Origin of the sequence: Pandoraea cepalis, assembly GCF_902459625.1 — a bacterium.
GTDB lineage: Bacteria > Pseudomonadota > Gammaproteobacteria > Burkholderiales > Burkholderiaceae > Pandoraea > Pandoraea cepalis.
On the sequence record NZ_CABPRY010000002.1, the window covers coordinates 88,990 to 110,330 of the forward strand.

General features: G+C 64.1%; 19 protein-coding genes. 13 read left to right on the forward strand and 6 right to left on the reverse strand.

All coding sequences use genetic code 11. The features are described 5' to 3' along the window. Positions 1–53: 53 nt before the first annotated feature. The 4 genes from PCE31107_RS05300 to PCE31107_RS05315 form a co-directional block, all read right to left on the reverse strand. Positions 54–698 (reverse strand): YidB family protein, encoded by a 645-nt coding sequence (locus PCE31107_RS05300; RefSeq protein ID WP_150607019.1) that lies wholly within the window; start codon positions 696–698, stop codon positions 54–56. Positions 699–746: 48 nt separating this feature from the next. Next, a complete protein-coding gene (locus tag PCE31107_RS05305) occupies positions 747–1,484 on the reverse strand; it encodes a 16S rRNA (uracil(1498)-N(3))-methyltransferase (RefSeq protein ID WP_150607021.1) in 738 nt (245 codons plus the stop codon). Positions 1,485–1,563: 79 nt separating this feature from the next. Continuing rightward, complete coding sequence (locus PCE31107_RS05310) at positions 1,564–1,986, reverse strand: VOC family protein (RefSeq protein ID WP_130027112.1); 423 nt, start codon at positions 1,984–1,986, stop codon at positions 1,564–1,566. 161 nt (positions 1,987–2,147) lie between these two features. Then, complete coding sequence (locus PCE31107_RS05315) at positions 2,148–3,053, reverse strand: spermine/spermidine synthase domain-containing protein (RefSeq protein ID WP_174966554.1); 906 nt, start codon at positions 3,051–3,053, stop codon at positions 2,148–2,150. A 199-nt stretch (positions 3,054–3,252) separates the two neighbouring features. Between PCE31107_RS05315 and tkt the strand changes: the two genes are divergently transcribed. Together tkt and gap are read left to right on the forward strand one after the other, a co-directional pair. Beyond that, entirely contained in the window at positions 3,253–5,265 is a 2,013-nt protein-coding gene (gene tkt, locus PCE31107_RS05320) for a transketolase (protein ID WP_150607025.1), read from the forward strand. Between the two features lie 28 nt (positions 5,266–5,293). After that, positions 5,294–6,304: a type I glyceraldehyde-3-phosphate dehydrogenase gene (gene gap, locus PCE31107_RS05325; RefSeq protein ID WP_017231759.1), complete on the forward strand. Its 1,011-nt coding sequence runs from the start codon at positions 5,294–5,296 to the stop codon at positions 6,302–6,304. 89 nt (positions 6,305–6,393) lie between these two features. Here gap and PCE31107_RS05330 read toward each other — a convergent pair whose 3' ends face one another. After that, positions 6,394–7,257 (reverse strand): YveK family protein, encoded by an 864-nt coding sequence (locus PCE31107_RS05330; protein ID WP_150607027.1) that lies wholly within the window; start codon positions 7,255–7,257, stop codon positions 6,394–6,396. A 158-nt stretch (positions 7,258–7,415) separates the two neighbouring features. Further along, positions 7,416–7,853 (reverse strand): ferric iron uptake transcriptional regulator, encoded by a 438-nt coding sequence (gene fur / locus PCE31107_RS05335; RefSeq protein ID WP_017231760.1) that lies wholly within the window; start codon positions 7,851–7,853, stop codon positions 7,416–7,418. Between the two features lie 166 nt (positions 7,854–8,019). On the opposite strand from fur, the gene PCE31107_RS05340 reads away from it, so the two are divergent. From PCE31107_RS05340 to PCE31107_RS05390, 11 genes are all read left to right on the forward strand, one after another. Further along, entirely contained in the window at positions 8,020–8,688 is a 669-nt protein-coding gene (locus PCE31107_RS05340) for an outer membrane protein assembly factor BamE (RefSeq protein ID WP_246181728.1), read from the forward strand. Between the two features lie 27 nt (positions 8,689–8,715). After that, the gene (dapB, locus tag PCE31107_RS05345) at positions 8,716–9,513 is read left to right on the forward strand and encodes a 4-hydroxy-tetrahydrodipicolinate reductase (protein WP_130027984.1); all 798 of its coding nucleotides are present in this window, start codon (positions 8,716–8,718) and stop codon (positions 9,511–9,513) included. Between the two features lie 315 nt (positions 9,514–9,828). Further along, the gene (gene leuS, locus PCE31107_RS05350; RefSeq protein ID WP_150607029.1) at positions 9,829–12,423 is read left to right on the forward strand and encodes a leucine--tRNA ligase; all 2,595 of its coding nucleotides are present in this window, start codon (positions 9,829–9,831) and stop codon (positions 12,421–12,423) included. A gap of 95 nt (positions 12,424–12,518) precedes the next feature. Continuing rightward, positions 12,519–13,034, forward strand: coding sequence for an LPS-assembly lipoprotein LptE (locus PCE31107_RS05355; protein WP_174966555.1), 516 nt, complete (start codon positions 12,519–12,521; stop codon positions 13,032–13,034). An 11-nt stretch (positions 13,035–13,045) separates the two neighbouring features. After that, positions 13,046–14,125, forward strand: coding sequence for a DNA polymerase III subunit delta (gene holA, locus PCE31107_RS05360; protein WP_150607033.1), 1,080 nt, complete (start codon positions 13,046–13,048; stop codon positions 14,123–14,125). A gap of 208 nt (positions 14,126–14,333) precedes the next feature. After that, positions 14,334–15,602, forward strand: a complete 1,269-nt coding sequence (locus tag PCE31107_RS05365; protein ID WP_150607035.1) for a glutamate-5-semialdehyde dehydrogenase — start codon at positions 14,334–14,336, stop codon at positions 15,600–15,602. Between the two features lie 22 nt (positions 15,603–15,624). Continuing rightward, positions 15,625–16,233, forward strand: coding sequence for a HutD/Ves family protein (locus PCE31107_RS05370; RefSeq protein ID WP_130027101.1), 609 nt, complete (start codon positions 15,625–15,627; stop codon positions 16,231–16,233). A 233-nt stretch (positions 16,234–16,466) separates the two neighbouring features. Next, entirely contained in the window at positions 16,467–17,408 is a 942-nt protein-coding gene (locus tag PCE31107_RS05375) for an AraC family transcriptional regulator (protein ID WP_150607037.1), read from the forward strand. A gap of 171 nt (positions 17,409–17,579) precedes the next feature. Next, a complete protein-coding gene (locus tag PCE31107_RS05380) occupies positions 17,580–18,023 on the forward strand; it encodes a (2Fe-2S)-binding protein (RefSeq protein ID WP_130027097.1) in 444 nt (147 codons plus the stop codon). After that, positions 18,004–20,298, forward strand: coding sequence for a xanthine dehydrogenase family protein molybdopterin-binding subunit (locus PCE31107_RS05385; protein WP_150607039.1), 2,295 nt, complete (start codon positions 18,004–18,006; stop codon positions 20,296–20,298). Before PCE31107_RS05380 ends, PCE31107_RS05385 begins: the two co-directional genes overlap by 20 nt. Beyond that, positions 20,298–21,308 carry an XdhC family protein gene (locus PCE31107_RS05390; RefSeq protein WP_150607041.1) on the forward strand — a complete coding sequence of 337 codons (1,011 nt, stop codon included), beginning with the start codon at positions 20,298–20,300 and terminating at the stop codon, positions 21,306–21,308. Before PCE31107_RS05385 ends, PCE31107_RS05390 begins: the two co-directional genes overlap by 1 nt. Positions 21,309–21,341: the final 33 nt, after the last annotated feature.

Consider the following 21,341-nt stretch of genomic DNA (forward strand, 5'->3'; position numbering starts at 1 on the left):
GGACCTTTTTGCGTTATCAGCCTGGGATTATCGGATTCCTGGATGGCCTTGCCTCAGCCGGGTCGTCCACCGAGGAATTGCTGGGCGAGGCTCGCGAGGTCGAGATGGCCTTGCGGTAGATCGCCGTTCGGTGTGAGGTGATTGACCACCTCCGGCAGCAGCGATGAAAGCTGCTGTGCAGCCTCGTCCTGGCTTACGCCCGCCGAATCGGCCAGTTGCTGCAGATGTCCTCCCGGGCCAAGCGCCTGGGCCACTTGATCGGCCGACACCGGCTGATTGCTGCCGGTGCCGACCCACGAGCGCATCGCATCGCCCAGGCCGCCGTTTTCCAGCACCTGCGTCAGTCCGCCCAGTCCGCCGAGCGCGCCCACCAAGTCACCAGGGGATGTCGCGGGGTTGCCGGCGGCATCCTGCTGCGGTGCTTGTCCTCCGCCCAGCAGCCCGCCCAGCAAACCGCCAAGACCGCCGGCACCACCGCCGCCCGCCGCCGCGCCGCCCAGCATTCCGCTGAGCGCGCCCCCCAATGAGCCGATCAGGTCGCCGCCTTGACCGCCCTGTGCCTGCGCGTTGCCGGAACGGTTGGCGATCATCGCCAGCAAACCCATCAGCAACAACATTTTGGTATTGCCGCCGCCACCGCTACCGCCATCGGCCGAGTTGCCAGAAATGCCGCCGAGAATGGAATCCAGGATACCCATGGGATGACTCCTTTAGGCTTGTGAAGCCAATGTTCAAATCGTCGAGGCCTACCAACCGCCCCAGCGCGCGGCCAATGCCGCGAGGACCGCGATACCCGCCGTTTCAGTTCGCAAGATGCGTTCGCCAAGGCGAATCGCCGTAAAACCGGCCTCCCGCGCGAGGGATTCTTCGTGCGGTGCCAGTCCGCCTTCCGGGCCGAACAGCAAAACGCCTGGCTGAGTCGGTGCGTGCAGCGGCAGCGAGTCGAAACCGCTGTCCGCTCTGGGTGACAATAGCACACGCCATCCGTCGTCTGTCACCGCGCCTTGCTCGCGCAGCCAAGCGCCGATCGGGCGAATCGGCAGGACGCGTGGCACGCGATTTCGGCCGCATTGTTCGCAGGCGGCCTGTGCCAGGGCCTGCCAATGCGCAACGCGCTTCGCCGCACGTTCTCCGTCGAGCCGGATCACCGAGCGCTCGGTGATCAGCGGCTGAATGTCCGTCACGCCCAGCTCGATGGCCTTTTCCATCAGCCAGTCCATCTTGTCGCCGCCAGCGATGCCCTGTGCCAGGGTGACGCGGTACGGCGTCTCTACCTCGCGCGCCTCCCGTTCGCCGAGTTGCGCCGTGGCGTGGCGCTTTTCCAGCGTCGTGAGCACTGCCGGATACTGGCCGCCCGTGCCGTCGAAAAGCGTGAGCGCATCGCCGATCTTCAGGCGCAACACCTGAACGTGACGCACCACCGTCTCGGGAAGATCAAGCTGTGAGCCGGCGTGCAGCGGCACATCGATAAAGAAGCGAGGCATACGGACGGGAGTCGAAAGGGAGCGGTCGGGCGTGGCGCCGGGGACAGAAGCATACCCCAACGCCAGAGGGAGAAACGGGTCAGCTTCGCGCAGCGACGGGGCGGGCGAAGCCCCAGCGATAGCCGTCCGGGTCTTCCAGTTGGCAAAAGCGGTCGCCCCAGAATTGGTCGCTGGGAGGCGTTAGCCCCTTCGCGCCGGCGGCGATCGCCTGCGCGTATAGCGCATCGACGTCTTCCGTATAGACATAGAAGCTCTGCGACGCCTCCACACCGGAGGTGCGCGGTGTGCGCGCGGTGCTCGCGAACGCGCCCTCGGGGGCGAACATCACGATCAATTGCCCTTGATAAAACATTTCCACGTGCATGACGATGCCGTCGTCGTTCACCATGTCGTGCACCGAGAAGCCGAACGCCTGCGCATAGAACGTCGCGGCTGCCCGGGCGTCGCGAACAGTCAGGTAGGGCGTCAACCACGGCACATGGGCGGGGCGGGGATCGGGCATGACGGTGCTCCGGTATGAGCTTCGGCTGTGGGCAAAGCAGACGCGTCCTGGCGCTTGAATACGCGAACGGTCCGCCGCCAAGGGTTGCGATGAGTTTTCAATATACAAGGAATGCGGGCTTGGTTCACTTGCGTCGCGTCATCTCGTCGTCGCGCGATTTGTTATCGATCGCCGAACACGGCCATCAGTTCCGGCGGGATGTCGAAAAGCGCGGCCCGCCGGGCCGGCGAATAGTGGCGCAGGGATTCTCGCGATAGCAGAGCCTGCGTGGCAACGGTTGCATCGCTACCTCGCACGTCGAGCGAATCGCTGGCGAACGCGAGCGCCCACAACGTGCCGTACAGCGGCACATACGTGTTCATCGGCTGGACAAATTTGAACACCGAGCGCAGGGCATCGAGCATGCGCGCGACTTGATCGGCTTCGAACCATGGCGCCCCGAGTTGCAGGGCGATAGCGCCGCGTGGGCCGAGTAACGCGCGGAGTTTGGCAAAGAACGGCGCGCCGTGCAGCGTGGCCGCTTCGCCGTCAGCGTCGGTCAGGTCGAAAATCACGGCGTCGAACGCTTCTGCGCGAGCCAGCGCGGCGTCGACGAGATCCCGGGCGTCGCCGATGACAAGCGTGGTGCGCGGATCGTCGAATGCGCCGTCCGCCAACGTCGGCATGTACTGCAGGATCGTCGCGGGCACCTGGGCATCGAGTTCGGCGACGACAACCTCGCGCACGCTCGGGTGACGCAAGGCTTCGCGGGCCGAGCCGCCATCACCCCCGCCAAGCACCAACACACGCTGGGCGTTGCCGTGCGCAAGCAAGAGCGGATGCACCATGCATTCGTGGCAGATATGCGCATCGGCGAGCGAAGCCATGAACCGGCCGTCGAGTCGATACGCCCGCCCAAGTGCCCCGAATGCCGGCAAATCCACGACCTCGATGTGCTGATAGGCCGACGTGGCGGCGAATACCGGGCGCGCGGCGAACACATAACCGGCCCAAGGCCCGAGCGGCGCCGTGCACGGGCGCAATGCGGCGGTCGATAGGTCGTCGCTGATGTCACGTTTGGCGGGCATTGGCGAGGCAACTTCCTCTAATGGGTGGCGATCATGCCTGTTCTTTGCATGATTCCACGTTCCCGTCATTTGGGGAAGTTCGCCGCGAGCGACCCGGGCAACGGCCGTATCTGGTAAAATCTTGGACTTTATTCCGCATTCGAATTTCGCGCGGCAGCTCGCGGCAACGGGGGCACGCCCGCTCTTCCGGCTGTTCACCATGACGAACTCCTCTTCTGCTACGCCTGCGCTGATGGCCTCTGCCATTCGCGTCCTCTCCATGGACGCGGTCCAACAGGCCAACTCCGGTCACCCTGGCGCGCCGATGGGCATGGCCGATATCGCGGTCGCTCTCTGGGGCCGTCACCTCAAGCACAACCCCGTCAACCCGCATTGGTTCGATCGCGACCGCTTCGTGCTGTCCAACGGTCACGGCTCGATGCTCATCTATTCGTTGCTGCATCTGACGGGCTATGACCTGCCGATCGAAGAGCTGAAGCACTTCCGCCAACTGCACAGCAAGACGCCGGGGCACCCGGAAGTGGGCGTCACGCCGGGCATCGAGACGACCACGGGCCCGCTGGGTCAGGGCATCACCAACGCGGTGGGCTTCGCGCTGGCCGAGGCCCTGCTCGCCAAGGAATTCAACCGCCCGGGTAACGATATCGTCGACCACTACACGTACGCGTTCCTTGGCGATGGCTGTCTGATGGAAGGCATCTCGCACGAAGCGTGTTCGCTCGCGGGAACGCTGCGTCTGAACAAGCTCATCGCGTTGTACGACGATAACGGTATCTCGATCGACGGCGACGTCGAATACTGGTTTGCCGACGACACGCCGAAGCGATTCGAAGCGTATGGCTGGAACGTGATTCGCGGCATCGACGGCCACGATGTCGACGCCGTTGATGCCGCCATTGCGCAGGCCAAGACCTCGGAACGTCCGACGCTGATCTGCTGCAAGACGTTGATTGGCAAGGGCGCGCCGAACAAGCAGGGCGGTCATGATGTGCACGGCGCGCCGTTGGGTGCCGACGAAATCGCCGCCACGCGCGCGTCGCTCGGTTGGCACCTGCCGCCGTTCGAGCTGCCGGCCGATGTCTACGCCGCATGGGATGCCAAGGCCGCCGGTCAGCGCGCCGAAGGCGCATGGAACGAGCGCTTTGCCGCCTACCGCAGCCAGTTCCCCGCAGAGGCTGCCGAATTTGAGCGTCGCATGAAGGGTGAGCTGCCCGGCGACTTCAAGTCGGCCGCCGCCGCGTTCATCGCCAAGACCAACGAGAAGGGCGAGACGGTCGCCACGCGCAAGGCCTCGCAGCTTGCGATCGAAGGTCTGGCCGCCGTACTGCCGGAGTTCCTGGGTGGCTCGGCTGACCTGACCGGCTCGAACCTCACGAATTGGAAGGCCAGCAAGGCGGTGCGCGCCAACGCGGAAGGCGTGCAGTTTGGCAATCACATCAACTACGGCGTGCGCGAGTTCGGCATGAGCGCCATCATGAACGGCATGGCGCTGCATGGCGGCTACATCCCGTTCGGTGGAACGTTCCTGACGTTCTCGGACTACAGCCGCAATGCGCTGCGTATGGCGGCGCTGATGAAGTTGCGCTCGATCTTCGTGTTCACGCACGACTCGATCGGCCTGGGTGAAGACGGTCCGACGCACCAGTCCGTCGAGCACGTTTCAAGCCTTCGCCTGATCCCGCAGATGGACGTGTGGCGTCCCTGCGATACGACGGAGACGGCAGTCGCCTGGGTGGCAGCCGTCGAGCGTCACGACGGTCCGTCGAGCCTGGTGCTCAGCCGTCAGAACCTGCCGTTCGTCTCGCGTGACGATGCGCAGATTGCCGATATCCGTCGTGGCGGCTATGTGCTGCGTGACGTGACGAATCCGCAGATCGTGCTGATCGCGACCGGCTCGGAAATCGAGCTGGCGCTCAAGGGCGCCGAGGCGTTGGCCGCCGAGGGCATCGCGGCGCGTGTCGTGTCGATGCCGTCGGCCAACGTGTTCGACCGTCAGGACAAGGCGTATCGCGAGCGCGTGCTGCCGCGTGGCGTGTCGCGCGTGGCGATCGAAGCCGGTGTGACGGCGTATTGGCATAAGTACGTCGGCCTGGAAGGCGGCGTGGTCGGCATCGACACCTTCGGCGAGTCGGCCCCGGCCGGCGTGCTGTTCAAACACTTCGGCTTCACCGTCGACCACGTGGTCGCGACGGTCAAGTCCGTGCTTGGCTGATTTCGTTAGACCTTACGGAGAAACCCCCATGACCATTCGCGTCGCTATCAACGGCTACGGCCGTATCGGCCGCAACGTGCTGCGTGCCCATTATGAAGGTGGTAAGAAGCACGACATCGAAATCGTCGCCATCAACGATCTCGGCAACGCGCAGACGAACGCTCACCTGACGCAATACGACACGGCGCACGGCAAGTTCCCGGGCACGGTGTCGGTCGACGGCGATTTCATGATCGTCAACGGCGACAAGATTCGCGTGCTGGCCAACCGCAACCCGGCCGAACTGCCGTGGGGCGAGCTGGGCGTGGATGTCGTGCTTGAGTGCACGGGCTTCTTCACGACGAAGGAAAAGGCTGGCGCTCACCTGAAGGGCGGCGCGAAGAAGGTCATTATCTCGGCCCCGGGCGGCAAGGATGTCGACGCCACGATCGTGTTCGGCGTGAACGAAGGCGTGCTCAAGTCGACCGATACGGTCATCTCGAACGCCTCGTGCACCACGAACTGCCTGGCGCCGCTGGTCAAGCCGCTGCACGAGAAGATCGGTCTGGAAACGGGCCTGATGACGACGGTGCATGCCTATACCAACGATCAGGTGTTGACGGACGTCTATCACGAAGACCTGCGTCGTGCGCGCTCGGCCACGATGAGCATGATCCCGACCAAGACGGGCGCCGCGTCGGCCGTCGGTCTGGTGTTGCCGGAACTCAATGGCAAGCTCGACGGTTACGCCATTCGCGTTCCGACGATCAACGTGTCGATCGTCGACCTGTCGTTCGTTGCCAAGCGCGACACGACGGTTGACGAAGTCAACGCGATTCTGAAGGAAGCGGCCGAGGGTTCGCTCAAGGCCATCGCAACGTACAACACGGCACCGCTGGTGTCGGTCGACTTCAACCACAACCCGGCCTCGTCGAACTTCGACGGCACGCTGACCAAGGTGTCGGGCCGCCTGGTGAAGGTTGGCTCGTGGTACGACAACGAGTGGGGCTTCTCGAACCGCATGCTCGACACGACCGTTGCGCTCATGTCGGCGAAGTAATCGCGTTTGACACCGAGTCGTAAAAAAGCCGCTGTCGTGAGACAGCGGCTTTTTCGTTTGTGCGCGGCGTTGTGCTGGGATTTCGCGGTTTATGCGCTGCGTGCGCGGCCCTTGCGGCAGAGGCCGACGATAACGCCGATGACGGCGCCCAACACCAGCCCGCCGAGGCCGAAGTACGATTTTCGGGGAAACGCCGGGTTCTCGTCGACCTGAATCGCACTGACGATGCGAGTGTTGTATGACTGATCCGGGGCAAGCATCTGGGAGACGCGATAGCGACTATCGTTGAGTGTTGCACGCTCCGACCGGCTACTTTGCAATGCGCTTAGCGCCATGACCGAATCCGTATTCTTCGATTTCGCCAACGCCGCGCTCAATTGTTCCTGCGCTTTGGTGTTCGCGTCGATGGCGGCGTCGATAACACTCAACTGCTGCTTGGGAAGTATGCGTGCGCGTTCGAGGATCGCAGCGTGTTCTGTTTCGATTCGCTGCGATGCGGCCTTGAGCACCTGTTCGGCTTGGTCAGGCGAAGTTCCGCGAGCGGTGATTTCGACGTACGCAGTACCCGGAAGTGCCCGCGCCTTCATGGCGTTCCAGGCGACCGTGCGGCGCAGCGCAGCTTCGTCACCCTGTAACTGAGGAAGTACTTCCGAGGTGACTTTGTCGCGGAAGGTGCTTAGCTTGACGCGTCCGACCGTTTGCTGAATCGACTCGATCAAGGGGCCATCAGGGCCGGCGACGGGCGAGCCGGCCGCGCGTCCGATCTGCAGCGTTACAGTGCCTTCCCATTTCTTGTGGAGCGCAAATGTGCTGCCAACGCCGATGATAGCGCCGACCACGGCGAGTCCAGCAATCACTTTGACGTTGTCCCGCGCAAAATCGAGAATATCTGCCAGCGAAATTTCGTCGTCGTCGCTCTGATCCATGTCGTTGGGCAATTCTTTGTGATTCATGTGAAGAATGAGGGGCTTCAATATAGTAAGGAGCCTCGGCAAGCTGCATTCGACCGCTATTGACAGCGGATGCGTATCAGCACTTAACACATCAGCGGCTGGAGCTTGGGGGGAATCCCATACTGCCTTCATCGGAAGACAGTATGCCAAAACAACGTTTAATTCTTTTGACGATGCGGACAGGGGTTTTTCGTACAACTCCCGTACATCGCTAGCGAGTGGTCCTGGAGCGCGAAGCCACGTTCCTTGGCGATCATTTTCTGGCGGCGTTCGATCTCGGCGTCGAAGAACTCTTCGACACGCCCGCAGTCGAGGCACACGAGGTGATCGTGGTGATGGCCTTCGTTGAGCTCGAAAACGGCCTTGCCGGACTCAAAGTTGCTGCGCGACAATAGGCCCGCTTGCTCGAACTGCGTCAGGACACGGTACACCGTGGCCAGACCGATATCGAGGTTTTCGTTGAGCAGATGACGATAGACGTCTTCAGCGGTTAAATGGTGCACCTCGCTCTCGCTGTTCTGGAAAATCTCCAGAATTTTGAGGCGCGGAAGCGTGGCTTTCAGTCCGATATTTTTCAGATCGGCGGGATTCGGCATCGCTCTACGTCCCTAGAGTACAATACAGCCGCAATAATAATGCCTTTTTGCCTTGCCCGGGCGCAAACCAGGGCAATCGGGACGGTTTGTGCCGTCAACGGGGGCGATGTGGCGGCGCGCCCGGCGTGCCGGATTCAAGGTCGATTTTTTTGAAAGCGAGTCAGATTTGCGTCGTTATCTCTCCCTTCCGCTCTCCGTCTGCGCTGCAGCGGCATTCCTGGCCCTGGCCGGTTGCTCGACGTATGACAGCGTGACCGACAAAGTGATCGGCGTGGTCACGCCGTATCGAATCAACATCGTTCAAGGCAACTTCGTCTCGAAAGAGGCCTATGAGCAGCTCAAAGCCGGCATGACACGTGATCAGGTCCGTCAACTGCTCGGCACGCCGCTGCTCACGGACATCTTCCACGCGAATCGCTGGGACTATGTCTTCTATTTCAAGCGCGGCAACGCGTCGGTGGTCCAGGAACGTCACCTGAAGGTGTACTTCGATGGCGACACGCTGGCGCGCTGGGAAGGCGGAGAAAATCTGCCGACCGAATATCAGTTGGTGCGGGAAATCGATGGTCAGAAGGGCAAGACCGTAACTACCGACGCCTCGGCCCCGTCGACGGCGAGTGCTGCGACCGCGGAGACTGCCGCGCCTGCCGCGTCCGACGTCGCGGCCGTGTCGACCGCTGCGGCGGCTACCGCTTCCGAACCGGCCCCTGCGTCCAACGCACAGTCCACCGCTGGCGACAGCGCATCGGGCAGCGCGACGACGGCCACGGGCACGGGGCTTGTCCCGTCGCCGCGGGTGACTTCCGGCGGTGGCCTGTTCTCGATGCCCAAGTAAGCTGTCTGAAGAGTCAAGAATTCCATGATGAAGATTGCGATTGCTGGCGCCTCCGGCCGTATGGGCCGGATGCTGATTGAAACCGTACTGGCCACCGACGACGCCGAACTGGTAGGTGCGCTCGACCGCGAGGACAGCCCGGCGCTGGGACACGACGCCGGCGCCTTCCTGGGGCGCGAGACGGGCGTGAACATCACCGCCGATCTCGATGTCGCGCTCGCCAACGCGCAATATCTGATTGACTTCACGCGTCCCGAAGGCACGTTGGCGCATCTGGCTGCCGCCGAAAAGCACGGTGTCAAGATGATCGTCGGCACGACCGGATTCTCGGAAGCCGACAAGGCGCGTCTGGCCGCGGGCGCCGAACGCGTGGCCGTGGTGTTTGCGCCGAACATGAGCGTGGGTGTGAATGCCACGTTCAAGCTGCTCGAAGTCGCGGCGAAGATTCTGAACACGGGCTACGACATCGAGATCATCGAAGCGCATCACCGCCACAAGGTCGATGCTCCGTCGGGCACGGCGCTGCGCATGGGCGAAGTGGTGGCCGACGCGTTGGGTCGCGATCTGAAGGAATGCGCCATCTACGGGCGCGAGGGTGTGACGGGCGAGCGCGATCCGTCGACCATCGGTTTCGCGACCGTGCGCGGCGGCGATATCGTGGGCGATCACACGGTGCTGTTTGCCGGCATCGGTGAGCGCATCGAGATCACGCACAAGTCGTCGAGCCGCCTGTCGTATGCGCAAGGCTCGCTGCGTGCTGCCCGTTTCCTCGCGCAACACAACACGGGCCTGTTCGATATGCAGGACGTTCTGGGCCTGCGCTGATTCAGCCCTTGCCGGCGTGCGGGGCGCGGATGGCCCGTCGAGGTGGCGCATGAGAGGGCAGACGGTGCGCCAGCCGGCACCGGACGCCGACATCAAAGACGCACGACGCCACGGATCGCATGACGCATCGGGCGGCAGCCACGCCAAGGCGGCCCCCAGGCCGCATCTGCTCTCTACCGTCGCGCCGAATCCGTTGCCGTCGGCGTTATAATCATCGTTTTCCCCGGATTTGCCCCCAAACGCTTGCGTGCTGCGCGCCCTTTGCCGCGCACCGGCGGGGCCGAAGCCGAGCCGAATCCTACCCGCCGACCCATCATGCAAGAAAAATACGTTCCCGCCGACGTCGAAGCCTCCGCCCAGTCTCACTGGCAGGCCATCGATGCCTACAAGACCACCGAGCGCGCGGACAAACAGAAATTCTATTGCGTCTCGATGCTGCCGTATCCGTCGGGCAAGCTGCATATGGGCCACGTGCGCAACTACACCATCAACGACGTGATGTATCGTCAGATGCGCATGCGCGGGTACAACGTGCTGATGCCGATGGGGTGGGACGCCTTCGGCATGCCGGCAGAAAATGCGGCAATGGCCAACGGCGTGCCGCCGGCCAAGTGGACGTACGACAACATTGCGTACATGAAGAAGCAGATGCAGGCGATGGGCCTGGCGATCGATTGGTCGCGCGAAGTCGCCACCTGCAAGCCGGACTATTACCGCTGGAACCAGTGGCTGTTCCTGAAGATGCTCGAGAAGGGCGTCGTCTACCTGAAGACCGGCACGGTGAACTGGGACCCGATCGATCAGACCGTGCTCGCCAACGAGCAGGTGATCGACGGTCGAGGCTGGCGCTCGGGTGCGCTCATCGAGAAGCGCGAAATTCCGATGTATTACATGCGCATCACCGAATACGCCGACGAACTGCTCGGCGACCTGGACGACCTCGGCTGGCCTGAGCGCGTGAAGGTGATGCAGCAGAACTGGATCGGCAAGAGCTTTGGCGTGAACTTTGGCTTCCCGTACGAGCTGGACGGCGAACGCAAGCTGCTGCGCGTGTTCACTACGCGTGCCGACACGATCATGGGGGTGACCTTCTGCGCAATTGCCGCGGAGCATCCGCTGGCAACGCGTCTGGCCGCCGAGCGTCCCGACCTGCAGGCGTTCATCGCCGAATGCAAGCAGGGTGGCGTGGCCGAAGCCGACATCGCCACGATGGAAAAGAAGGGCATGCCGACGGGCTTTTTCGTCACGCATCCGCTGACCGGCGACAAGGTCGAGGTGTGGATCGGCAACTACGTGCTGATGGGGTATGGCGAGGGCGCGGTGATGGGCGTTCCGGCCCACGACGAGCGTGACTTCGCGTTTGCGCGCAAGTACGACCTGCCGATCAAGCAGGTTGTCGCGGTGGCCGGCGAGACCTATTCGACGCAAGCCTGGCAGGCCTGGTACGGCGACAAGGAAAACGGCACGCTGGTCAACAGCGGCAAATACGACGGTCTGGCCTTTGCGGCGGCCGTCGACGCCATCGCCGCGGATCTCAAGGCCCAGGGTGCCGGTGACAAGCAGGTCACGTTCCGTCTGCGCGACTGGGGGATTTCGCGCCAGCGTTACTGGGGCACACCGATTCCGATCATTCACTGCGCGTCGTGCGGCGCGGTGCCGGTTCCCGAAAAGGACCTGCCGGTCGTGTTGCCCGAAGACCTCGTGCCGGACGGCACCGGCAACCCGCTGGCCAAGTCGGAAGCGTTCCTCAAGTGCGATTGCCCGAAGTGCGGCAAGCCGGCGCGCCGCGAGACCGACACGATGGACACGTTCGTGGACTCGTCGTGGTATTTCTCGCGCTATGCCTGCCCGGACGCCGACACCATGGTCGACGCGCGCACCGATTACTGGATGCCGATGGATCAGTACATCGGCGGCATCGAGCACGCGATTCTCCACTTGCTGTATTCGCGCTTCTGGACCAAGGTCATGCGCGATCTGGGCTTGGTGAGTTTCAAGGAGCCGGCGCAGAACCTGCTCACGCAGGGTATGGTGCTCAACGAGACGTACTATCGTGAGGATGCCGCGGGCAAGAAGACGTGGTTCAACCCGCTCGACGTGCAGGTGCAGTTCGACGACAAGGGCCGTCCGGTCAGTGCAACGTCGAAGGCTGACGGTGCGGACGTGACGCTCGGCGGCATCGAGAAGATGTCGAAGTCCAAGAACAACGGCGTGGATCCGCAGTCGCTGATCGATCAGCACGGCGCCGATACGGCGCGTCTGTTCGTGATGTTCGCGGCACCGCCCGAACAGCAACTCGAATGGTCGGGGGCCGGTGTGGAAGGCGCGAGCCGCTTCCTGCGCCGCCTGTGGGGCTTCGGCCAGTCGCAGGCCGCGCTGCTGCGTCAGGCGGACGCCGCCATCGATACGGCGAACCCGGCGGCCAAGGCGCTGCGTCTCGAGATTCATGGCGTGCTCAAGCAGGCCAACTACGACTATCAGCGTGTGCAGTACAACACGGTCGTGTCCGCGGCGATGAAGATGCTCAACGCCATCGAGAGCGACAAGGGGGCGGCGGGCGCCGGTGCGGTGCGCGAGTGCTACGGCATTCTGCTGCGCGTGCTGTACCCGGTGGTGCCGCACGTCACCCACGGCTTGTGGGTCGAGTTGGGCTACGCGGCGCAACAGGGCGATCTGCTCGACGCGCCGTGGCCGGAAGTCGACGCCGCCGCGCTGGTGCAGGACGAGATCGAACTCGTGCTGCAGGTGGCGGGTAAGGTGCGTGGCGCCGTGCGCGTGGCGAAGGACGCTTCGCGCGAGGTCATCGAACAAGCCGCGCTGGCGCACGAAATGACGGCCAAGTTTGGCGAAGGTAAGCCGGTGAAGAAGGTCATCGTCGTGCCGGGCCGTCTCGTGAACGTAGTGCTTTGAAGCGGCCTTCGCAGCCGCCGGTCGATGAATTGATGACGTTTGGTGACAAGAGGGCACATCTCGTGCAAATCACATCCGGACAACGAAGCGTCGGTATGACGCGCAGAATCTTCGGCGGGATTGCCCTGCTGAGTTGTGCGTTGATATTGTCGGCGTGCGGCTTCCAACTGCGCGGCGCGAGCGAGTATGCGTTCCACCGTTTGTACATCTCGGGCGGTGGCCAGATGGCGACCGACATCTCGCGCTACATCCGTTACGGCAGCAAGGGCACCGTCGTGGTGACCGAGCCTAAGGATGCCGATGCGCGGTTGGAATTCGTGAACACTACGTCGTCGCGTACGGCCATCAGTCTCGATGCCAATGGCCAGGCACGCGAATACGAGCTGCGTAGTGCGTTCACCTTTCAACTCGTGACACCGGATGGCACGCCGATCATCCCGTTGAACACAATTCGCCTAACGCGCAATCTGCCCTACAGCGACAACGAAACGACGGCGCGCGATACCGAAGCCGCACTGCTTAACCGCGACATGCAGAAAGATGCCGTCGACCAGATCATTCGTCGCATGGAAGCGGTGAAATCCTTGCCGGCGACAAAACCGGAAGAGTAACGCCTGCCACCATGCAATTGCGTCCCGACGCGCTTGACGCGCACCTCGCCAAGACCCTCTCGCCGATCTATACGATCTACGGCGACGAGAGCCTGCTCGTTCAGGAGGCGGTGGATCGTGTACGCGCAGCGGCACGTGCGGGCGGTTTCACCGAGCGTGATGTGCTCAGCGTCGAGCGCAGCTTCGACTGGGGCGCGCTCGCGAACGCCGGCCAGTCCATGTCGCTGTTCGGCGACCGCAAACTTATCGAGTTACGTATTCCCGGCGGAAAGCCCGGCAAGGACGGCGGCGCAGCGCTCAAGGCGCATGCCAGTGCCGCGAACAGCGACGTCCTGACCATTGTCACGCTGCCCCGGCTCGATGCGGCAGCGACCAAATCCGATTGGTTCACGGCGCTCGATCGCGAGGGCGTGACGATCAAGATTGACCCTGTCGACCGGAGCCGTCTGCCCGACTGGATTGCCCAGCGTCTCGCCGCACAAGGGCAACGCGTCGAAGCCGGCGAGCCTGGACGACGTGTGCTGCAGTTCATCGCGGATCGCGTCGAGGGCAACCTGTTGGCGGCCCATCAGGAGATTCAGAAGCTGGGTCTGCTGTATCCGGCGGGAGCGCTCGCGTTCGAGCAAGTGCAGGATGCCGTGATGAACGTGGCGCGTTATGACGTCTTCAAACTCAGTGAAGCCGTCCTCGCAGGCGATACCGCTCGGCTCGTGCGCATGCTCGACGGCCTTCGCGGCGAGGGCGAAGCAGCACCGCTGGTCCTGTGGGCGTTGACCGAAGAAGTGCGCACGCTCACCAAGATCACGCGCGGGATGGCGGCGGGCAAGCCGCTTGCGATGTTGCTGCGCGAGTATCGGGTCTGGGGGCCACGAGAGCGCCTGATGGAGCAGGCGGTCCACCGAGTCACACCCGCCAAGCTGGCGCAGGCCCTGCAATTGGCCGCGCGTCTGGACCGGCAGGTCAAGGGGCTGCGGGCCGACGGTCTGTCCGGCGACCCGTGGGACGGCATGCTGCAACTCGGGCTACTGCTCGCCGGCGAGCGACCGCCGATGGCGCGCTCCGCTCGCGCACCCCGTCCGGTGCACGCGTAGACCGCGCCCAAGCGCTGCCAAACGCCGGAACCCACCTCCCGGGGCACGGGAGCCGCGCCAGCAAGATCCCCACATTTGACGGACAATCTGGCGCATGACTGGCGACGTGCCGTGTGCCACCGCCCGAATTTCGTGACGATGGCCGTCACCGAAGACCCACCGAATGCACTGGCGATTGCGTCGCCAAGAGAACTGCGAAACAGACGATATGGATATCAAAGGCTACATGCAATCGTTGGGCCAGCGCGCCCGTGAGGCATCGCGCGCCATGGCGCGTGCCGACACCGCTGCCAAGAATCGCGCGCTGCTCGCGATTGCCGATGCCATCGAGCGCGATGGCGCGGCGTTGCAGGACGTGAACCGCCGCGATCTCGAGCGCGCCCGCGCCAATGGTCAGGATGCCGCCTTCATCGATCGTCTCACGCTGTCGGACAAGGCGCTGCGCACGATGATCGAAGGACTGCGTCAGATCGCGGGCCTGTCGGACCCCATCGGCGAGATCAGCAACGTGCGCGTGCAGCCGAGCGGTATTCAGGTCGGTCAGATGCGCGTGCCGCTGGGCGTCATCGGCATCATTTACGAATCCCGTCCCAACGTGACCATCGACGCGGCTGCGCTTTGCCTGAAGTCGGGCAATGCGACCATTCTGCGGGGCGGGTCCGAAGCCATCGAGAGCAACACGGCGCTGGCCGCCCTCATCGCGCAGGCGCTCGCGGCGAGCGGGTTGCCCGGTGACGCCGTGCAGGTCGTGAGCACGCCCGATCGCGCGGCAGTCGGCGAACTCATCACGATGACCGACTATGTGGACGTGATCGTGCCGCGCGGCGGCAAGAGCCTGATCGCGCGTTTGATGCAGGACGCGCGCGTGCCGATGATCAAGCACCTCGACGGCATCTGCCATGTCTACGTCGACGGTCGCGCCGATCCGGCCAAGGCGCTGGCGATTTGCGAGAACGCCAAGACGCATCGCTATGGCACCTGCAACACGATGGAAACATTGCTCGTCGACCAACAGGCCATCGACCAGTTGCCCGCCATCGCACGCATGTTCCAGGATAAGCAGGTCGAGCTGCGCGGTTGCGAACGAACCCTGGCTGCGCTCGGCGACGTCGGCGTGACGGGCGTGGTGGCGGCGACCGAAGAGGATTGGTCGACGGAATATCTGGCACCGGTGCTGGCGCTGAAGATCGTCGATGGCATGGGGCCGGCCATCGCGCACATTAATCGCTACGGCTCGCATCACACCGATGCCATCGTGACCGAGGATTACTCCGCCGCCATGCAATTCCTGCGCGAAGTCGATTCCGCGAGCGTGATGATCAATGCGAGCACGCGTTTCGCCGACGGCTTCGAATTCGGCCTGGGTGCCGAGATCGGTATCTCGAACGACAAGCTGCACGCCCGCGGTCCGGTGGGTCTCGAGGGCCTGACGAGTCTGAAGTACGTCGTGTTCGGACACGGCGAAGTCCGCAAGTAAGCCAATTCGTCAGAGACGTCGCATGAAACTGCAAACGCTCGGCCCGGCCGATTTTCAGAAGATGCCGTGGAAGAACGGCCTGGGGGTCACGACCGAGCTGGCGGTGGCGCGACGTCCCGGTGAAGACGGCTTCGATTGGCGCATCAGCACGGCCACGGTCACGAGCCCTGGGCCGTTCTCCGTGTTCCCGGGCGTCGATCGCTCGCTGGCCATCGTGCGGGGCGGCACGCTCACGCTCACGGTCGAAGGCCGCCCGGACGTGACGCTCTCGACGCGCACGCCTCCATATGCCTTCGGCGGCGAGTTGACGGTGAGCAGCACACCGATGCTGGAGACGTCCGGCGTGCCCATCGACGACTTCAATGTCATGACACGTCGCGCCGCATGGCAGCACACGCTGGCGCAGCATCGGCTCGATGGAGACGCCGTGACGTGGTCGCTGCCAGCGGACGCCGACGCCGTCGCCTTCCTTTACTGTGCGCAAGGGCAGGTGCGAGTGATCTTCGCGGACGGCCAAGCCGTAAGCGTTCCCGAGGGACATGCGCTTCGCGTCGACGGTGGCGATGCCTGTGAACTGCGGGCCGAGGCAAGCCCTGCCCACCTCTTCCTGACGACGCTCTCGCGACGATGAACCCCCTGGCCTGTGCCGCGCAGACGCTTACAGGCCGGTCTCACCCCATCCCATCCCCTCCGCTCGCGTGACACCGCGCCCCAACGCGCGCCCTCCATCGTCTTCGTATTTTCCCTAGGCCGATCCCGATACTTTTCCAGTGAGCGAAACGGCATACTTCGGTTTATCCATATGTAAATCAAAGTTCCACCCATGAAACGAATGAATCTTCACGTCGTGCAACGCGGGGTGGCATGGATCCGCTGAGCGACGTTCTCCACGATTTGCGGGCGGATGCGGTCGTGACAGGTCGCTTCACGTTCGGGGCCCCCTGGTCTCTGCGCAAGCCCGCGATGGACGGTGCGCCGTTTCGCACGGCGACGGGAGAGCCGTTTTATCTTGTCGTGGCTGGCATGGCGCCGGTGCGCATGGAGCCGGGCGACTGCGTGCTGTTGCCGCATGGACACGAGCACGTGATGTGCTCGTCGCTGGACGAGCCACCGGTGGTCTTCGAGCAGTTGATGACGGCGCAGGGTATCGAGCCCAGGCTCGACACACCTCTCGCGTTCCGCGCGGGTGGCGCGGGGCCGGTGAGCGACCTTTACACGGGCGTAGTGATGTTCCGTGAGCGCGTTCGCAATCCCTTGCTCGCGTCGCTGCCGCCGCTCATCCATATCCGCGCCGGCGATCCGGCCGTTCCCGCGCGGCTGACCACGACCCTGGCGGGCTTCATCGAAGAGTCGATGCAGTGCGGTGCGGGATGGCGCGTCGCCGTCGCGCGTCTGGCTGACGTGCTGTTCATCCAGATCCTGCGTGCCTATCTCGGTGCCAGCGGCGGCGCGACGACGCATTGGCTGCGCGGCATGACCGATCCGCAATTGGGGCGCGCCATCGCCTCGATGCACGACGCGCCGCAAAGGCCTTGGACGGTCGAGCAACTGGCCGACATCGCCGGCATGTCGCGCTCGAAGTTCTGCCTGCGCTTTCGCGAACTCGTGGGTGAATCGCCGATGTCGTATCTCACGACGCATCGCATGTACCTGGCTGCGGAGCGTCTGGCGGGCGCGGGCGTGCGCATCGCCGACGTGGCCGATGCCGTCGGCTACGCGTCGGAGAAGGCGTTCACTCGCGCCTTTCGTCGCTGCTACGGCTTGCCGCCGCGCGAATATCTCAGACACTGCGGCCCGGCCAACTGACGCGACCGTCGCGCCTCGCGCGTGAGGGTTTTCCCGTCTCTGGACGAACGGCATCCTTTTCGGGCCGAGCGGTCGTTGTTCGCCAATTTTCTCGTTGTGAGAATTCACTCACCCTCTGCCGGCACGTCGTAAGGCACGCCGAGGCAGACGGCAGTCACAACGGGAGAGTCAATGGAATTCCAACTCAACGGGCGGCCCTTCGTCTTCGACGGCGATGACGGCACGCCTTTGCTGTGGGTCATCCGCGATGCCGCGGGGCTGACCGGCACCAAATACGGCTGCGGTATCGGCGCATGTGGTGCCTGCACGGTGCACCTCGATGGCGTAGCCACGCGCACCTGTGTGCTGCCGGTCTCGGCGGTGGCGGGCAGGCGCATCACGACCATCGAGGCCCTGTCGCCGACACGCGCGCATCCGATTCAGCAGGCGTGGATCGCCACGGATGTGCCGCAGTGCGGCTACTGCCAGTCCGGCATGGTGATGGCCGCGGCGGCGCTGCTCGACAAGCATCCGCATCCGACCGACGCCCAGATCGACGAGGCGATGACCAACCTCTGCCGTTGCGCGACCTATCACCGTATCCGGGAGGCGATCCATGCCGCTGCCAAACGCTGAGCGCACCACGGCCGATGTGAACGAGGCGGCTTCCCAGGCCCCCACGTCGCCGTCCCGCCGTCACTGGCTCAAAGGGATGTCGCTGGCAGCGGGCAGTCTGCTGGTTCCGATTTCGGCGTCGTGGGTGGTCAGTCCCGAAGCGCGTGCGGCGGGCGAGACCCTTGTCGAAATCAACGACTGGATTCGCATCGATGCCGACGGCACGACCGTGCTCGGTCTCTCGCAATGCGAAGTCGGACAGGGGGTCTACACCGGTTTGCCCCAGGTGCTGGCCGATGAACTCGACGCCGATTGGCGTCGGGTGCGCGTCGAATTCGTGACTGCGCGCGACGCCTACCGAACGGCTGCGGCCAACGAGGCGTTGCAGCAGTTCGTGGGGGCGTCGATGTCGGCCACGTTGTTCTATGAGCGTCTGCGAATCGCCGGGGCGCAAGCGCGTGAAGCCTTGGTCGCCGTGGCTGCACGACGGTTCGGCGTTCGCACGACCAACTGTGTGACGCGTGAGGGCCGCGTCATTCATCCGCAATCGGGCCGCTCGCTTGGCTACGGTGAGCTGGCCGCCGAGGCCGCGAAGCTGCCGCTCAATTCGCATCCGCGATTGAAGAACGAAGCCGCCCATGCATTGATCGGGAAGTCGGTGCCGCGTCTCGATACGCCGTCGAAGGTCGATGGCTCGGCCGTCTTCGGTATCGATGTGAAGGTGCCCGGCATGCTCTTCGGCGCCGTGCGCATGGCCCCGACCACAGGTGGCGTTCCGCTGTCGGTGCGCAATCGCGACGCGATCAAGGCACGCAAGGGGGTGCACGACGTCGTGCAGGCGAAGGACGCCATCATCGTCGTCGCTAACGATTACTGGTGTGCAAAGCAAGCGTGCGATGCCCTCGATATCGAATGGAAAGCGGGCGCCGCGGCCGACAGTGCGACGATACTCGCGCAGCGCCGTGCCGCGCTTGTCGATGGGAAGGCGGGCGTTGCGACCGACGTCGGCGATGCCCCGGGCCTTATCGCTGCCGGTGTCTCAGGTGTCGCCGGCGGCAAGCGCGTGACGGCCGAATACCACACTCCATACATCGTCCACGCGACGATGGAGCCGGTGAACGCCACCGTGCACGTGCGCAAGGCGCAGGGTGAGATCGAGGTCTGGGGGCCGATCCAGGGGCAGGACAAAGTTCGCTGGGCGCTAGGTGGCATCTTCAAGCTGCCACCGGAGAGGGTCATCGTTCACACGACGTTCCTCGGCGGCAGCTTCGGACGCAAATACGTGCCCGATTTCGTGATCCATGCGGCGGCGGCATCGGCGGCGGTCGGGCGTCCCGTCAAGGTGATCCGCTCGCGCGAAGACGACATACGACACGGCTTCTATCGTCCCTGCGCCTCCGGTCGTTTCGAGGCGGTGCTCGGTCACGACGGGCTGCCCACGGCGCTGCATGCGCGCGTGGCGGGGCAGTCGCTCTACAACGTCATCAAGAAGGACCACTACGAGAAGGCCGGCTATGACGAGACCATGCTCGACGGGCTCTACGACCTCGCGTACGCGGTGCCGAACCTGCGCGTCGAAGGCATCGACGTGCCGCAGCCCAACATTCCCGTGAGCTTCATGCGCTCGGTCGGCTCGACGTCGAGCGTGTTCTTTCTCGAGAGCTTTATCGACGAGATGGCCGACGCAGCCGGCGTCGATCCCGTCGAGTATCGCAAACGACTGCTCAAACACGATGCGCTGGCAACACGGGTGATCGAGACGACGGCGGCGTCTGCCGGTTGGCACACGTTGGCGAAGCCCGGTGTGCATCGCGGATTCGGCTACTGCACCTACACCGGACGCGGTGGGGCCTTCTCGACCTATGTCGCGCTCGCCGTGGAGCTGCGCGTCGTGAACGAGCGCTTCAAGATTGAACGCGTTGTGTGCGGCGTCGATTGTGGCCGTGCAATCAACCCGAACCTGATCCGCGCGAACATCGAAGGCGGCATCGGATTTGCGCTCACCAATACGTTCAAGAGCCAGATTACCTTCGCCAAGGGCGGCGTGGAGCAAAGCAACTTCGCCGACTATCCGCTGCTGTATCTCGTCGAGATGCCGACGATCGAGACCGTGATCGTGCCGAGCGACCGCCCGCCGCAGGGGTGTGGCGAAGTGTCGTTGCCGCCGGTGGCGCCGGCGGTGGCGCAGGCGATCCGTCGCGCCACCGGTGTGCGCTCGCGTTCGATGCCACTGCCGCAGACCGTCGCGCAGGCGCGCGCGCTCGCCCGTGAAGCGCATGACGAGGGACACGCCTGATGGACGCGCTCGACGCTGAAGTGCTCGATGCCGTCGCTCGCTGGCAGGCCCAAGGCGACGACGTGCTGCTCGCGAGCGTCGCGCGGACATGGGGCTCGGCGCCGCGTCCCGTGGGCGCGATGATGGCGCTCGCCACGCGCGGGCGCATCGCCGGGTCGGTCTCCGGCGGTTGCATCGAGGACGACCTGCTCGCGAAGGTCGCCGGTGGTTTCCGGCCGGGCTTGCGACCTCACTTGCAGACTTACGGCCTTAACGCCGATGAGGCGCACCGCTTTGGCTTGCCGTGCGGCGGCACGCTCGAGCTGGTCGTCGAGCGCGTGACCCCGCGCAGCGGACTCGACGCCATGCGCGAGGCCATCGGCCAGGGTCGACTCGGTGTGCGTGAGCTGGATCTGCGCACGGGGGTGGCGCGTGTGCGCAACGTTACGCAGCCGGCAGCGTTCGACTATTCGCCAACGCGCCTGACGGTGCCGTTCGGCCCGCGCTGGCGAATCATCGTGATCGGCGACGGGCAACTGACGCAGCATCTGGTGACGATGGCGGTGCCGCTGGGTTATCGGGTCGTCGTCTGCGATCCCCGTGATATCCACGAGGTGATGCGAGACGCGATGGGCGGCGCCCACGTCTCGCATTCGCGAGAGATGCCGGACGACCTGATTGCGCGTTTGCGTCCCGACGGCCATACGGCGATTGTCGCGCTCACGCACGATCCGAAGCTCGACGATATGGCGCTGCTCGAAGCGCTCAAGTCCGACGCGTTCTACGTCGGTGCGATCGGCTCGCGCCGCAATCAGGCGTCGCGTCGCGAGCGTCTGGCGATGTTCGATCTGAACGCCGCGCAGATCGCCCGCTTGCACGGGCCGGTCGGCCTGCCGCTCGGGGCGCGCACGCCGCCGGAAATCGCGCTGGCGATTCTGGCGGAGATCACCGGGCTGCGCAACGGCGTCTCAAATGCCGTCTCAGTCGGTCACTTGCAGGGAAGTCGGGAATGTCGAACGCGTATTGCATGAGGCGTTTGTAATTCGTTATCCAATATAAAAAAT

Excerpts from the sequence above, each read along its gene's own strand:
- PCE31107_RS05300 (WP_150607019.1), bottom strand. The coding sequence starts at position 698 with ATGGGTATCCTGGATTCCATTCTCGGCGGCATTTCTGGCAACTCGGCC.
- PCE31107_RS05305 (WP_150607021.1), bottom strand. The coding sequence starts at position 1,484 with ATGCCTCGCTTCTTTATCGATGTGCCGCTGCACGCCGGCTCACAGCTT.
- PCE31107_RS05310 (WP_130027112.1), bottom strand. The coding sequence starts at position 1,986 with ATGCCCGATCCCCGCCCCGCCCATGTGCCGTGGTTGACGCCCTACCTG.
- PCE31107_RS05315 (WP_174966554.1), bottom strand. The coding sequence starts at position 3,053 with ATGCCCGCCAAACGTGACATCAGCGACGACCTATCGACCGCCGCATTG.
- tkt (WP_150607025.1), top strand. The coding sequence starts at position 3,253 with ATGACGAACTCCTCTTCTGCTACGCCTGCGCTGATGGCCTCTGCCATT.
- gap (WP_017231759.1), top strand. The coding sequence starts at position 5,294 with ATGACCATTCGCGTCGCTATCAACGGCTACGGCCGTATCGGCCGCAAC.
- PCE31107_RS05330 (WP_150607027.1), bottom strand. The coding sequence starts at position 7,257 with ATGAATCACAAAGAATTGCCCAACGACATGGATCAGAGCGACGACGAC.
- fur (WP_017231760.1), bottom strand. The coding sequence starts at position 7,853 with ATGCCGAATCCCGCCGATCTGAAAAATATCGGACTGAAAGCCACGCTT.
- dapB (WP_130027984.1), top strand. The coding sequence starts at position 8,716 with ATGAAGATTGCGATTGCTGGCGCCTCCGGCCGTATGGGCCGGATGCTG.
- leuS (WP_150607029.1), top strand. The coding sequence starts at position 9,829 with ATGCAAGAAAAATACGTTCCCGCCGACGTCGAAGCCTCCGCCCAGTCT.
- PCE31107_RS05355 (WP_174966555.1), top strand. The coding sequence starts at position 12,519 with ATGACGCGCAGAATCTTCGGCGGGATTGCCCTGCTGAGTTGTGCGTTG.
- holA (WP_150607033.1), top strand. The coding sequence starts at position 13,046 with ATGCAATTGCGTCCCGACGCGCTTGACGCGCACCTCGCCAAGACCCTC.
- PCE31107_RS05365 (WP_150607035.1), top strand. The coding sequence starts at position 14,334 with ATGGATATCAAAGGCTACATGCAATCGTTGGGCCAGCGCGCCCGTGAG.
- PCE31107_RS05370 (WP_130027101.1), top strand. The coding sequence starts at position 15,625 with ATGAAACTGCAAACGCTCGGCCCGGCCGATTTTCAGAAGATGCCGTGG.
- PCE31107_RS05375 (WP_150607037.1), top strand. The coding sequence starts at position 16,467 with ATGGATCCGCTGAGCGACGTTCTCCACGATTTGCGGGCGGATGCGGTC.
- PCE31107_RS05380 (WP_130027097.1), top strand. The coding sequence starts at position 17,580 with ATGGAATTCCAACTCAACGGGCGGCCCTTCGTCTTCGACGGCGATGAC.
- PCE31107_RS05385 (WP_150607039.1), top strand. The coding sequence starts at position 18,004 with ATGCCGCTGCCAAACGCTGAGCGCACCACGGCCGATGTGAACGAGGCG.
- PCE31107_RS05390 (WP_150607041.1), top strand. The coding sequence starts at position 20,298 with ATGGACGCGCTCGACGCTGAAGTGCTCGATGCCGTCGCTCGCTGGCAG.